11 protein-coding genes and 1 tRNA gene are annotated in these 13,309 nt (G+C 67.3%); 4 read left to right on the top strand and 8 right to left on the bottom strand.

All coding sequences use genetic code 11. From position 1 onward, the window contains the following. The first annotated feature begins 227 nt into the window (after nt 1–227). Entirely contained in the window at nt 228–3,782 is a 3,555-nt protein-coding gene (locus AC1DN2_RS14130; protein WP_476850777.1) for a proline dehydrogenase family protein, read from the top strand. 132 nt (nt 3,783–3,914) lie between these two features. Here AC1DN2_RS14130 and AC1DN2_RS14125 read toward each other — a convergent pair whose 3' ends face one another. Next, entirely contained in the window at nt 3,915–4,310 is a 396-nt protein-coding gene (locus tag AC1DN2_RS14125; protein WP_476850776.1) for a hypothetical protein, read from the bottom strand. 240 nt (nt 4,311–4,550) lie between these two features. Continuing rightward, nucleotides 4,551–5,405: a LysR substrate-binding domain-containing protein gene (locus AC1DN2_RS14120; RefSeq protein ID WP_476850775.1), complete on the bottom strand. Its 855-nt coding sequence runs from the start codon at nt 5,403–5,405 to the stop codon at nt 4,551–4,553. Nucleotides 5,406–5,545: 140 nt separating this feature from the next. On the opposite strand from AC1DN2_RS14120, the gene AC1DN2_RS14115 reads away from it, so the two are divergent. Beyond that, entirely contained in the window at nt 5,546–6,943 is a 1,398-nt protein-coding gene (locus AC1DN2_RS14115; RefSeq protein WP_476850774.1) for an MFS transporter, read from the top strand. 16 nt (nt 6,944–6,959) lie between these two features. On the opposite strand, the gene AC1DN2_RS14110 is transcribed toward AC1DN2_RS14115, so the two are convergent. From AC1DN2_RS14110 to AC1DN2_RS14100, 3 genes are all read right to left on the bottom strand, one after another. Further along, nucleotides 6,960–8,120, bottom strand: coding sequence for a N(5)-(carboxyethyl)ornithine synthase (locus AC1DN2_RS14110; RefSeq protein ID WP_476850773.1), 1,161 nt, complete (start codon nt 8,118–8,120; stop codon nt 6,960–6,962). After that, nucleotides 8,117–8,266 carry a hypothetical protein gene (locus AC1DN2_RS14105; RefSeq protein WP_018774018.1) on the bottom strand — a complete coding sequence of 50 codons (150 nt, stop codon included), beginning with the start codon at nt 8,264–8,266 and terminating at the stop codon, nt 8,117–8,119. The genes AC1DN2_RS14110 and AC1DN2_RS14105 overlap by 4 nt, the downstream gene beginning before the upstream one ends. 90 nt (nt 8,267–8,356) lie before the next feature. Then, a tRNA-Gly gene (locus tag AC1DN2_RS14100) sits at nt 8,357–8,430 on the bottom strand. A gap of 415 nt (nt 8,431–8,845) precedes the next feature. Here AC1DN2_RS14100 and AC1DN2_RS14095 point away from each other — a divergent pair. Both AC1DN2_RS14095 and dcd read left to right on the top strand, forming a co-directional pair. Then, on the top strand, nt 8,846–9,292 hold the full coding sequence (locus tag AC1DN2_RS14095; protein ID WP_476850772.1) for an SRPBCC family protein: 447 nt from the start codon (nt 8,846–8,848) through the stop codon (nt 9,290–9,292). Between the two features lie 78 nt (nt 9,293–9,370). Then, nucleotides 9,371–9,946, top strand: coding sequence for a dCTP deaminase (dcd, locus tag AC1DN2_RS14090; RefSeq protein ID WP_026538211.1), 576 nt, complete (start codon nt 9,371–9,373; stop codon nt 9,944–9,946). Between the two features lie 88 nt (nt 9,947–10,034). On the opposite strand, the gene AC1DN2_RS14085 is transcribed toward dcd, so the two are convergent. Genes AC1DN2_RS14085 through AC1DN2_RS14075 form a run of 3 tightly spaced genes read right to left on the bottom strand, consistent with a single transcriptional unit; the run spans nt 10,035 to nt 13,158 of the window. Further along, nucleotides 10,035–11,231 (bottom strand): cation:proton antiporter, encoded by a 1,197-nt coding sequence (locus AC1DN2_RS14085; protein WP_028275381.1) that lies wholly within the window; start codon nt 11,229–11,231, stop codon nt 10,035–10,037. 5 nt (nt 11,232–11,236) lie between these two features. After that, nucleotides 11,237–11,719 (bottom strand): cation:proton antiporter regulatory subunit, encoded by a 483-nt coding sequence (locus tag AC1DN2_RS14080; protein ID WP_028275382.1) that lies wholly within the window; start codon nt 11,717–11,719, stop codon nt 11,237–11,239. Between the two features lie 38 nt (nt 11,720–11,757). Beyond that, entirely contained in the window at nt 11,758–13,158 is a 1,401-nt protein-coding gene (locus AC1DN2_RS14075) for an MFS transporter (RefSeq protein WP_223915192.1), read from the bottom strand. Nucleotides 13,159–13,309 lie beyond the last annotated feature (151 nt).

The following is a 13,309-nucleotide window of genomic DNA, read 5'->3' as shown; positions in this document are numbered from 1 at the left end:
TCCGGCTCCCATTCCCGGCTCTTCCCGGGTTTTAAGGCCCGGAAGTGATAGCGCAACGGGTTTTTAAGCGGCAGGGGTGGGGGTGGTTCCCGAACGTTCGGGCGGGAACCGGAAGCGTCGGTTTTTCTAACCGGTATTGCTCAGAAAACTTCGCTTTATCTTATGAAAATCCGGTCGCATACTGTTTCGTAAGAGGTCCACATTTTGAGAAAGAACGTGTTTCAGCCATGACCAACATCTCCACGGAGCCCGGCGCCACCACCGGAAACGCCGCAGGCAACGACGCCACGCACGCCGCCGTTTCGGAAGGCTCCACGGTCCTTGAGGCCGCAGCCCTCGCCGAGGACACCATCGCGCTGGTGCGCCGCTGGCTCACCGAGGCCGCAAAGGTGCCCGTCGACGCCTCGGCCGAGCAGCTCGCCGGGGTCCTGAAGGACCCCAACGGCCTGGACTTCACCGTCGGGTTCGTCGACGGCGTCGTCCGTCCCGAAGACCTGCAAGTCGCCGCCCGCAACCTTGCCGCACTGGCCCCCAAGGTCCCGGCCTTCCTGCCCTGGTACATGCGCAGCGCGGTCCGCCTCGGCGGCACCATGGCCCCGGTCCTGCCCCAGGTGGTCATCCCGGTTGCCCGCCGGGTGCTGCGTGAAATGGTCGGCCACCTCATTGTCGACGCCACCGACGCCAAGCTCGGCCCGGCCATCGCCAAGATCCGCAAAGACGGCATCAAGCTCAACGTCAACCTCCTCGGCGAGGCCGTGCTCGGCGAACACGAGGCCTCCCGCCGGCTCGAGGGCACGCACACCCTGCTGTCCCGGCCCGACGTCGACTACGTCTCGATCAAGGTCTCCTCCACGGTGGCCCCGCACTCCGCCTGGGCCTTCGACGAGGCCGTGGAGCATGTCGTGGAGAAGCTCACTCCGCTCTTCGCCCGCGCCGCCTCCTATGCGTCCACTGGCCAGAAGGCCAAGTTCATCAACCTGGACATGGAGGAATACAAGGACCTGGACCTGACCATCGCGGTCTTCACCCGGATCCTGGACAAGCCCGAGTTCAAGAACCTGGAGGCCGGCATCGTGCTCCAGGCCTACCTCCCGGATGCCCTGTCCGCCATGATCCGCCTGCAGGACTGGGCCGCCGCCCGCCGCGCCGATGGCGGCGCTGCCATCAAGGTCCGCGTCGTCAAGGGCGCCAACCTGCCGATGGAGCAGGTCGAGGCCTCCCTGCATGACTGGCCGCTCGCCACCTGGGGCACCAAGCAGGACTCGGACACCAACTACAAGCGCGTCATCAACTACTCGCTGCACCCGGACCGGATCCGCAACATCCGGATCGGCGTCGCCGGCCACAACCTCTTCGACATCGCCTTCGCGTGGCTCCTGGCCAAGCAGCGCGGCATCGCGGATAGCGCAGAGCAGAGCATCGAATTCGAGATGCTGCTCGGCATGGCCCAGGGCCAGGCCGAAGCCGTCAGACAGGACGTCGGCTCCCTCCTGCTCTACACCCCCGTGGTCCACCCTGCCGAGTTCGACGTCGCGATCGCCTACCTGATCCGCCGCCTCGAAGAGGGCGCCAGCCAGGACAACTTCATGTCCGCCGTGTTCGAACTCAGCGAAAACGAAACGTTGTTTGAGCGCGAGAAGCAGCGCTTCCTCGCCTCGCTGGCCAAGCTCGACGACGAGGTCCCGGGCCCGAACCGGCTGCAGAACCGCGCCCTTCCGGCCGCGCCGCTGCCGCACGATTCGTTCGAGAACACTGCCGACACAGATCCGTCGCTGCCCGCGAACCGCGACTGGGGCCGCGCCATCCTGGGCCGCGTCACGACGTCGACACTGGGCAACGCCTCCGTCGAGGCCGCCACGATCAACGATGCCGCGACTCTGAATGCTGTGATCGATACCGCCGTCGAGAAGGGCAAGGCCTGGGGTGCGCTCTCCGGCGCCGAGCGCGCCGAAATCCTGCACCGCGCCGGCGACGTCCTCGAGGCCCGCCGCGCGGACCTTCTGGAGGTCATGGCCTCCGAGACCGGCAAGACGATCGACCAGGGCGATCCGGAAATCAGCGAGGCGGTCGACTTCGCGCACTACTACGCCGAGTCCGCCCGCAAGCTCGACGACGTCGACGGCGCCACCTTCGTCCCGGCCAAGCTCACCGTTGTGACGCCGCCGTGGAACTTCCCGGTCGCCATCCCGGCCGGCTCCACCCTTGCGGCCCTCGCCGCCGGCTCCGCCGTCGTGATCAAGCCCGCCAAGCAGGCCCGCCGCAGCGGGGCCGTCATGATCGAGGCCCTCTGGGAGGCCGGCGTTCCGCGCGATGTGCTCACCATGGTCCAGTTGGGCGAGCGGGAACTGGGCCAGCAGCTCATTTCCCACCCGGCCGTGGACCGCGTCATCCTGACCGGCGGCTACGAGACCGCCGAGCTGTTCCGCTCGTTCCGCAAGGACCTGCCCCTGCTGGCCGAGACCAGCGGCAAGAACGCCATCATCGTCACCCCGAGCGCGGACCTGGACCTCGCGGCCAAGGACGTCGCGTACTCCGCGTTCGGCCACGCCGGCCAGAAGTGCTCCGCCGCCTCGCTGGTGATCCTCGTCGGCTCCGTGGCGAAGTCGAAGCGCTTCCACAACCAGCTGATCGACGCCGTCACCTCGCTGAAGGTCGGCTACCCGCAGGACCCGGCGAGCCAGATGGGCCCGATCATCGAGCCCGCCAACGGCAAGCTCCTGAACGCCCTCACCACCCTCGGCGAGGGCGAGACCTGGGCCGTCGAGCCGCGGAAGCTCGATGATTTGGGCAAACTCTGGAGCCCCGGCGTGCGCTCCGGTGTCCGCCGCGGATCCTACTTCCACCTCACCGAGTTCTTCGGCCCGGTCCTGGGCGTTATGACCGCAGAGACCCTCGAGGAGGCCATCGCGATCCAGAACCAGATCGAATACGGCCTCACCGCGGGCCTGCACTCGCTGAACAGCGAGGAACTGGGGATCTGGCTGGACACCATCCAGGCCGGCAACCTCTACGTCAACCGCGGCATCACCGGCGCGATTGTCCAGCGCCAGCCCTTCGGCGGCTGGAAGAAATCCGCCGTCGGCGCCGGCACCAAGGCCGGCGGCCCGAACTACCTCGTCGGCCTCGGCGAATGGGTCAGCAAGCCCAGCACCGCCGCCGGCACCCCGGGCGCTGCTCCCGCCCACGCCGGCGTCCGCCGGATCGAGGACGCCGCCAAGGGCTTCCTGACCGCCGACGAACTCGCGCCGCTGCAGCGCGCGCTCGCCTCCGACGCCCGCGCCTGGGCCGACGAGTTCGGCACCGCGAAGGACGTCTCCGGCCTGAGTGCGGAACGCAACGTCTTCCGCTACCGTGCTCTGCCCGTCACGGTCCGCCTCGCGGAAGGCGAGCCGCTTGCCGGCCTCGTCCGGACCGTCGCCGCCGGCGTCCTGGCCGGGTCCGTCCTGACGGTCTCCACCGCCGTCGAACTGCCCGCCCAGCTGCGCGCCGTCCTGTCCGGGCTTGGCATCGCCGCGACTGTTGAGAACGACGCCGAATGGCTCGCTTCCGCCGGCACCCTCGCCGCGGCGGGCAAGCTCTCCGGTGCCCGGATCCGGCTGATTGGCGGGGACGCCAAGGCGCTGGCCGAGGCCACGGGCGGACGCCCGGACCTGGCGGTGTATGTCCACCCCGTCACGGAAGCCGGACGCGTGGAACTGCTGCCGTTCCTGCATGAGCAGGCCATCAGCATCACGGCGCACCGCTTCGGCACGCCCAACCACATCTCGGACGCCCTGATCTAGCCCGGGGCTGCTAGAACCCCGGCTCGGGCGTGCTAAAACCCTGAAACCCAAAAAACACCGCCGCTGTGCAGGCACCATAAGGTGCGGCACGGCGGCGGCGTTTAACGGCGAAGGCGCTAAGCAGAGCCGGGGCTAGCCGAAGTACCAGCCCGGCGGGACCCAGGAAGCGGGGACCGCGTGGGCGGAGAAATCGTCGCAGCCCGAGCAGAAGTAGGTGACCTCGCCGAGCTTGCTGACCGAGCCGTCCCTCCGGTGCGTGGCCGGGACGAAGGTCTCCAGGTAAATGAACTCGTCCGTGCCGCAGCGTTCGCAGTACGGACTGGCCACATAATCGGACTCTGCGAGGGTAGTCGGGCGGATTCCCCGTTGGCCCTGGGTGGCCGCGTGCTGGGCCCCGGCTGAGTGCTGCATTCCGGCGGTCGAGTGGTGCATGGCCGCTGCGGGGTGGGCCGGCGCGGTTACCTGACGGGCGGACTTTGTCGCGTGGGCGGCGGGGGCGGGCAATCGGGGGTGATTAATGGCTGGCATCAATGGCGGCCTATCCCGAACGTTCCGACGCCAGCTACAGGCGCCAGCGACGGACAGCGTTCGTTTTTCGAATCGTTGTCGTGGGCCACTGCTTGACCTCGAACGGTGGATCTTAAGTAGTGTCAGGATAGATGAAGTACGTGTACCGTTCAATGGTCAAGTAAGTACTGCTCGGGTCCGGGTAGTCCGCCCCGTAGGTACCGTGGCAGGATCAGCGCTTGCTGCGGGACCGCCCGCGCGTCAGCCCGGTCGCTTCAGGGTCCGGCCCACGATCGCCTGCGTGAGGGCATCGATCACCTCGGTATTGGCCAGCGGATTGCGGATGAGCGTGAAATCGACGTCGCCCACCGGCGGCAGATCGAAGCGGCGGGTGATGATTTTCAGATCCTCCGGCACCAGGGAGGCCGGCATTACCGCCACACCGATGCCGGCCCGGACGGCGGCCAGTACGCCGCTGATCTGGCGCGTGGTGCAGGTGATCCGCCAGGTGCGCCCGGTGGCCTCCAGGGCGTCGATCGCAAGCTTCCGGCTCAGGCTGGGGGAGGGGTAGGCGATCAGCGGGACAGGATCAGCCGGTTCCAGCACGGTCTGCTCCAGGCCGACCCAGGCGAAGGCGTCCTGCTGGACCACGGTTCCGTCCTTGGCCCCGGCCACCCATTTCACAAAGACCAGATCCAGTTGCCCGGCGTTCAGGCGCTTGTAGAGCTGGTCGCTTTGCCCGACCGTCAGCTCGAGGTTGATCTGGGGATAGATCTGCCGGAACTCCCGGAGGATGCGTGGCAGCCCGGTGATGGCGAGATCATCGGCCGTGCCGAAGCGCAGGCGGCCGCGCATGGCGGAGCCGGAGAAATAGCGGGCGGCGGAGTCGTGCGCGGCGAGGATGCTGCGGGCGAAGCCGGCCATGGCATCGCCGTTGTCGGTCAGGCGTACATCCCGGGTATCCCGGGCAATCAACACCCGCTTGGCGGCGGTCTCCAGCTTGCGGACGTGCTGGCTGACGGTGGGTTGGGCCAGGCCGAGGCGCTCGGCGGCCTTGGTGAAACTCAAGGTTTCGGCCACGGCCAGGAACGAGCGGAGCTGGGCGGGTTCGAACATGGCGGTCTCCGGATCGGGTGCCGCATACCCTGCATTGCGTTTTGTAATGCGAGTTATGCGTGGAATAGGCTTCCATAATCTCTTGGGGCCAGCCTAGCGTTAAGTCCATCCCACTCACCCGCTCTTTTGAGGACTTTTCCGTGGCACCCCCTCCGCCGCTAGAGGCGAACGCAGCTTCCCTGCCGGACACCATCACCCAACCACTCGCCGTCGTCAGCCAGCCTCTGCCTTGGCGCCACACTTTCATTTCGCTCAAGGTCCGCAACTTCCGCATCTTCGCGATCGGGCACTTCGTCGCCGTCATCGCGCTCTGGATGCAGCGGATCGCCCAGGACTGGCTGGTGCTCCAGCTCTCCGGTTCCGTCACCGCCGTCGGCATCACCGTGGCCCTGCAGTTCCTGCCGTCCCTGTTCCTCGGCCCGTGGGCCGGCATGATGGCGGACCGCTTCGCGAAGCGGAAGATCCTCATGCTGTGCCAGTCGGTGGCAGCCGCGTTGGCCGCGGTCCTTGCCGTCCTGGCGCTCAGCCAGCGGATCGAGGTGGGGCACGTCTACGCGATCGCGCTGGTTCTGGGCCTCGTGACCGTGCTGGACCAGCCGGCCCGCCAGGTGTTCGTCAACGAGCTCGTGGGCCCCGGCTATCTGCGAAACGCGATCAGCGTGAATTCCACGATCTTCCAGCTGGGCGGCCTGATCGGTCCTGCGATCGCCGGGATCCTGCTGACCGCCGTGGGGGCCGGCTGGGCCTTTGCCGCCAATGCGGTGGCCTGCTGCTTCACGGTGGCCATGCTCCTGAGCCTGCGCAAGGACCAGCTGCATGTCAGCACCCCGGCCGCCAAGCGCCCGGGCATGTTGCGGGAAGGGCTGGACTATGCGCTCAGCAAGCCCACCATCTACTGGCCCTGGCTGATGGCCGGGTTCATCGCGGTGTTCGCGATGAGCCTGCCGGTGCTGCTGGCCGCGTTCGCGGACCACGTGTACGACGCCGGTGCCGGCGGCTACGGGCTGCTCAACACGCTCGTGGCCCTCGGCGCCCTGGCCGGCGCCATCACGTCGGCCCGGCGGCGCGCCCTGCGGCTGCGCTCCGTGGTGCTGGGCGCCGGGATGTACGGGCTCATGCTGTGCCTGGCTTCCCTGGCACCGTCCATGGCCTGGTTCGGCGCGGCCATGGTGCTGGCCGGATTCTGGTGCCTGATGTTCCTGACCGCCGCGAACCAGCTGGTCCAGGTCAGCGCCAACCTGGCGATCCGCGGGCGGGTCATGAGCCTGTACATCATGGTGCTGATCGGCGGCCAGTCGATCGGCGGCCCGATGATGGGCTGGCTGGCCGAGCACGCGGACCCGCACACCGCCGTCCTCGTCTCCGGCGGCGTCCCGGTGCTGGCTGCCGCGACCGTCGCCGTCGTCCTCGCCCGGCGCGGGCAGCTCATGCTCAAAGTGGACCTGAAGGACCGGCGCCGGCTGCTGCGGATCGTCCCGACCGATTTCCACACCGAAGAAGGACAGCCGCTGCGTGGATCCACGCAGCGGCTGTCCTAATTCGTCGCGGAAACCCCTAGAGCTCCAAGGGGCGGTGCGGGAACTCGGCCTCCCGCTGCTGGAACTGCAGCACATCCGGGTTCAGGACCACGCCGTCGCGGATTTCGATCGCGCGGCGGATGGTCTCGTTTCCCGCCCAGGCTTCGGGGCCGGACACCACGGTCTCGAGGAACGGCAGCAGCGCCTCGCTGATTTCCCAGCTGGCGGAATTCCACAGATAGGACGGGCTGTGGTCCACGGCGTAGTAGTCGATGTGGTCACCCACTTTGAACATCGGCTCGGCGAAGGTGGTGGTTTTCGCCCAGCTGAAGCCCATGCCCTCGTCGCAGGAGACGTCCACGATCAGGCTGCCGGGCCGGAAGGCGGCCAGGTCCCCGGTGCGCAGGTAGGTCAGCGGCGCGTTGGGGTCCTGCAGCGTGCAGTTGACCACGATGTCGCTCGCGGCCAGGAACGGCGCCAGCGGCACGCGCCCGCGCTCGGTGATGACCTCGCTCAGGAACGGCGCCTCGCTGTCATGGTCGAACTGCGCGATGCGTACCGAGTGGATGGGAGAGCCAACGGCGGCAACACCGCGGTTGGTCAGCACCTGCACGTCATGGACACCGTGGGCATTCAGCGCCGTCACGGCGCCGCGGGCGGTAGCCCCGAAGCCGATCACGACGGCGCTCAGCCGGCGGCCGTAGTCCCCGGTGGAACCGGTCAGCGCCAGGGCATGCAGCACGGAACAGTAGCCGGCGAGCTCGTTGTTCTTGTGGAAGACATGCAGGCCGAAGCCGCCGTCGCTGGCCCAGTGGTTCATGGCCTCGAAGGCGATCAGCGTGAGTTTCTTGTCGATCGCCAGCTGGGTGATGGCCCGGTCCTGGACGCAGTGCGGCCAGCCCCAAAGGACCTGCCCGTCCCGGAGTTCGGCCAGGTCCTCGGGCTGCGGCTTGGGCAGGAGGACGACGTCGGCTTCCGCCAGCAGTTGCTGTCGCGGCGCGATGCGCCCCACGAGGGGTGCGAGCTCGGCGTCGGACCGGCCGAAGCGCTCGCCGTAGCCTTCCTCGAGGATCAACCGGTCCCGGATCTCCGGCGCGATGCGGTCCAGGTGCAGGGGGTGGATCGGGAGGCGCCGCTCGTCCGGTTTGCGTGTGCCGGCGAGGATGCCGAGCGTGAGGTAATTCGGTGAACGGGTCACTTCTTTTTGGGGCTCGCCGTCTTTGCGGCGGTCACTTTATCGAGGGAGCTGGCCGGCGCTGAAGCGGCCCTCTTGTCAGCGCGCTTTTCCTTAATGGATTTGCCGGATTTCTTGGATGCTGCTTGACGGGGGGATTTGTCAGCCATGATTGCTCCTGTAGCGGAACCGAAGAGGTTCCTGACTTCCGACGATACAGGTAGCAACCTAATAGGAGCCCGGGATGCTGTGGGGGCATTTGGAGCGGCTGACGGGAATCGAACCCGCGTATCAAGCTTGGGAAGCTAGCGCTCTACCATTGAGCTACAGCCGCAGTGGGACCGGCCTGAATTCCAGCCGTGAGTCCCGATCAACGAGGTTTACATTACCTCAGCCGCGGGCGTTCTCCGAACAGGTCACTCGGGTGAAATCGAGGGCAGCGCACCCTCCGTTGCCACAGATGGCCGCTATGCCGCTCCGCAGAGCGGCCATCTCCGTCAAACGGGCGACCCGGCCGCCCTCGGTGCCCCGAGGGCGGCAAGCCCAATCTCGAGGCGACCGAGACTGACCAATGAGTACCGCTGTGCCGTAGCCGCGGAGCCGATTACGGTCCGGGAAACTCGTAACTCTTCGGTAAAGGACCTGGAGCCGCCGCGGTACTGGCGGCCCGGGCGAATATCCTGAATTGGTTAGCTGCAGTGTGGGGGAAGCGGGCTACGCCCATTGCCGTCCGCCAAGCAAGGATTTTCGTGGCATTCGCAGAGTACGACGTCGTCATCCACCGTGACGCCATGAGCGTGTACAACTTCCTCCTGGACCCGGGCCACCTGCCACTCTGGCGGGAGGGGGTCCGGAGCGTGGAACTACACTCCGGTGCCGCCGGCGCCAAAGGTGCCGTGTACCGGCAGACGGTCGCCGGACCGGGCGGACGACCCGTGGCCGCAGACTTCGAAATCGTCGAAGCCCGGACGGGGGCTGAGATCCAGTACCAGGTCATCGTCGGGCCGGCCCGGCCGCACGGCGGCTACTACCTGAGCACCGAGGGTCCCAGCACCCGCGTCCGATTCGCCCTGAACTACGAGCCCAGGGGGTTCATTGCCCGCCTGACTAAACCCTTCCGCCGGCGGATGAAGGCCGAGGTCGGCCAACTCGAGCGGCTCAAGTCCCTCCTCGAAGATATGCCCGCTACGGAATAGACGCCCCGTTGGAGTAACACTTGGCGGCTGCACCCGATCATGAAGCCGGGCAGGGCCCCGTGCGGTATTTTTGAACCTGTGCTGATCTCTGACCGCGACATTCGAACCGAAATTGACTCCCAGCGGATTGTCCTCGAACCCTTCGACCCCGACATGGTCCAGCCGTCCTCGGTGGACGTCAGGATCGACAAGTTCTTCCGGCTGTTCGACAACCACAAATACGCCCACATTGACCCGGCCGAGGAACAGCCCGAGCTGACCCGCCTGGTGGAAGTTGAGTCCGGCGAGCCGTTCATCCTGCACCCGGGGGAGTTCGTCCTTGGCTCCACGTACGAGACCGTGACGCTGCCGGATGACATCGCGGCCCGCCTCGAGGGCAAGTCCTCGCTCGGCCGGCTCGGCCTGCTGACGCACTCGACGGCGGGTTTCATCGATCCCGGATTCTCCGGCCACGTCACGCTGGAACTGTCCAACATGGCCACGCTGCCCATCAAGCTCTGGCCCGGTATGAAGATCGGCCAGCTGTGCTTCTTCCGGCTGTCCTCGGCCGCGGAGCACCCGTACGGTTCGGGGGAATACGGCAACCGCTACCAGGGCCAGCGCGGGCCCACGGCCAGCCGCAGCCACCTGAATTTCCACCTCACCAACATCTAGGCGGGACGGCTGCCAGGCCGGACGGCCGCGCCAGCCAAGCCGGCCTCCTGGCGGGGCACCCAGTGCGCTGAGTCGCAGGGCGGCAGCGTTACGCCGGGCCCGAGGTCCGGAACGCAGGCCGCCGTGCCGGACGGCGCAGGAGCCGGACCAGCGGCTCCACAAAGCGGGCGGCCAGCGGCCCCACGATCGCCATGATCAGAACGTAGGCGGTGGCGAGGGCTGCCAGATCGGCGGGCACCACGCCGGAGGCAACGGCCAGGCCGGCGATGACAATCGAGAACTCGCCGCGTGCGATCAGGGCCGCGCCCGCGCGGTAGCGGCCGGGAATGCCAATCCCGGCCCGCTTGGCCGCCCAGTACCCGGTGACCACCTTGGTGGCTGCCGTCACCAGGGCCAGCAGCAGGGCCCAGCCCAGGACCGGGGGGATGGACCGGGGGTCGGTGTTGAGGCCAAAAACCACAAAGAAGATGGCCGCGAAGAGGTCACGGAGCGGTTCCAGGACGCGGGTGGCGCTGTGTGCCGTGGCGCCGGAAATCGCGATGCCGAGCATGAAGGCGCCCACTGCTGCGGAAACCTGCATCGCGGCCGCGAGCCCCGCGACCAGAAGTGCAGCGCCCAGCAGGTTGAGCAGGAAAACCTCGGAGTTTTCGCTGTGCACGGCCTTGGACACGTGGTGTCCGTGCCGCAGGGCCACCACCAGGACCAGGCTGACGACGGCCAGGGAGATCCCCACCGTCTGCAGCCCCAGTAGGATGCTGACGCCGGCCAGCGTGGCGGTCAGGACCGGCAGGTACACGGCCATGGCGAGGTCCTCGAACACCAGGATGGACAGGACCACCGGGGTTTCCCGGTTGCCGATCCGGCCAAGATCCGTGATGACCTTGGCGGCGATCCCGGAGGATGAAATGTAGGTGACGCCGCCCATCACCATGGCCCCCACGACGCCCCATCCCAGCATCACCGCGAGCCCGGCGCCGGGCAGGAAATTGAGCAGCAGGTCCAGGACGCCGGCCTGCCAGGACCGCCGCAGGCCGGTGACGAGCTCGGACGCCGTATATTCCAGCCCAAGCATAAGCAGCAGGAGAATTACGCCGATCTCGCCGGAAAGGTGCGCGAACTCGTGCATGCCTTCGAGCTTGACCAGGCCCCCGGCCCCGAAGAACAGCCCGCCCACCAGATAGAGCGGGATGGGGGACATGCCGATCCGCCCGGCCAACCTGGCCAGCAGGCCGAGGCAGAAGACGACGGCCCCCAGCTCGATCAGGGTCAGCGCGAGCGGATCCATCCGGCTTATCCGTTGCGCAGGATGCCGGCCGCCGTGTCCAGGCCTTCTTGCGTACCCACCGCAACGAGGAGGTCACCGGGGTGGAGAACGACGTCGGGTCCCGGGGAGGGCACGACCTCGCCTTCGCGCATGATAGCCACGATCGAGACCCCGCTCCGGGTCCGGATGCACGCCTTCCCCATCGGCTGGTTCTGGAAGGGTGACTCAGCGCTGATCGAAAACTGGCGCGTGACAATACCCGGGATTTCCCGGTGGGCTTCCGAGAGTTGCATGGCGATGCGCTGGCCGCCCAGGAGGTTGCCCAGGGCGGCGGCCTCATCCGCAGTCAGCGGGACAGAGGCCTGGCAGGTGTCAGGATCGTCCCAGGTCGAGACGATGAGTTCCGTCTGGCCCTCGCGGTATTCGACAACGCCGATCCGGCGTCCGGAGGCAGTCATGAAGTCCTTGCGCCGGCCGAGGCCGGGGAGGTCCGTCTCATCCACGTTCATACCCTCAGCCTAGTGCGCGAACCGTTGATTCGGCCGCCTCAGGACTCGGGGACCACCGCGATTTCGGTCTGATCGGGGGCCTTGACCGGCAGGAGCACGAGCAGGCCCACGAGCAGCACCACCATGATGCCGAGGATGCCCCAGCGCTGGGCCTCGCCCTCCGCTACGAAGGGTGCGGCGACGGCGATGCACAGCGTGAAGAGCGCGGGGGCGAGGAAGCTTACGGCCCGGCCCGTGGTGGCGTAGAGGCCGAAGAGCTCGCCGGATTCGCCGTGCGGGGCGAGCCTGGCGAGGTAGGCGCGGGAGGACGACTGGGCCGGCCCCACGAAGAGGCACAGCAGCAGGCCGAAGACCCAGAACGTGGTGGTCCCTGCCCAGGCCATGCCAAAGAACTTGTAACTGCCGTTGCCGAGGACCAGGATCGCGGTACCCGCGACCAGCAGGCCGGCCAGAGACGCGATAATCACGGTCTTCGGCCCGATCCTGTCATCCAGGAAGCCGCCGAGGATGGCGCCGGCGGCCGCCACGACATTCCCGAAGATCGCGAAGAAGATGACGTCCTTGAGCTCGAAGCCAAAGGTGCCGGCCGCGATCACCCCGCCGAAGGTGAAGACAGCTGCCAGCCCGTCCCGGAAGATGGCGCTCGCGAGGAGGAAGTAGATGGTGTGCGGGCTGGTCCGGTAGATCGCCTTGATGCGCCGGACGAGCAGGCCGTAGGAGGCGAGGAACCCCAGTCCGGCGCCCCGGTCCGAGCGCGGCAGCTCCGGGACCGCGAACAGCACGGGCAGTGCGAAGACGAGGAACCACAGGGCCGAAAACACCGCCACCAGCCGGATGTTCAGGCTGTCCGCGGTGGAGGCACCAAACCAGTTCACGCTGGGCTGGACAAAAAGCTGGAGCACAACCAGCAGCGCGACGATGCCGCCGAGATACCCCATTCCCCAGCCGAAGCCGCTCACTTTGCCGATGTTCCGCGGGGTGGAGATCTGGGTGAGCATGGCGTTGTAGTTGACCCCGGCAAACTCGAAGAAGACGTTGCCCAGTGCTATGAGCGTGACGCCCAGGATCAGGAAGTCCGGCCGCGGGAAGACAAAGAAGCACAACCCGGTCAGGACGACGACGGCGGCCGTGTTGACCCCCAGCCACAGCTTCCGCCGGCCACCCGTGTCGGAGCGCTGCCCGGTGACCGGGGCCAGGAGGGCAACGGCCACGCCGGCGACGGCCAGCGCGGCGCCCAGGACTGCCGAGGCCTGGTCCTCCCCGCCGAATGCCTTGGAGGTCAGGTAGACGGTGAAAACGAACGTTGTCATGACGGCATTGAAGGCTGACGAACCCCAGTCCCACGAGGCCCACGCGAGGATCCGGCCACGGTGCGGGACGGGACTTCCCGATTCCAGTTCCGAGGGGCGCATGGCCTCTGGGGCGGCGGCAGTGTTCATAGCCAGAATCGTAGCCGCCCCGGGCGTCCTCCGAGGGGGAGCGGCAGGGGGTTTTGCCAGGCAGGGTTTAGCCCCGGCTTCACATTTGCGTCGAATTGTTCAGTGACCGGTGTCCCGGCCAAAAGAATTTGTACACGCTTGGTAAACTGAC

The organism is Arthrobacter sp. 01L42 (assembly GCF_056400005.1).
This window is presented reverse-complemented; position numbering and strand designations above follow the sequence as displayed.

Excerpts from the sequence above, each read along its gene's own strand:
- AC1DN2_RS14130 (WP_476850777.1), top strand. The coding sequence starts at position 228 with ATGACCAACATCTCCACGGAGCCCGGCGCCACCACCGGAAACGCCGCA.
- AC1DN2_RS14125 (WP_476850776.1), bottom strand. The coding sequence starts at position 4,310 with ATGCCAGCCATTAATCACCCCCGATTGCCCGCCCCCGCCGCCCACGCG.
- AC1DN2_RS14120 (WP_476850775.1), bottom strand. The coding sequence starts at position 5,405 with ATGTTCGAACCCGCCCAGCTCCGCTCGTTCCTGGCCGTGGCCGAAACC.
- AC1DN2_RS14105 (WP_018774018.1), bottom strand. The coding sequence starts at position 8,266 with ATGGCTGACAAATCCCCCCGTCAAGCAGCATCCAAGAAATCCGGCAAA.
- AC1DN2_RS14085 (WP_028275381.1), bottom strand. The coding sequence starts at position 11,231 with ATGGATCCGCTCGCGCTGACCCTGATCGAGCTGGGGGCCGTCGTCTTC.
- AC1DN2_RS14080 (WP_028275382.1), bottom strand. The coding sequence starts at position 11,719 with ATGAACGTGGATGAGACGGACCTCCCCGGCCTCGGCCGGCGCAAGGAC.
- AC1DN2_RS14075 (WP_223915192.1), bottom strand. The coding sequence starts at position 13,158 with ATGAACACTGCCGCCGCCCCAGAGGCCATGCGCCCCTCGGAACTGGAA.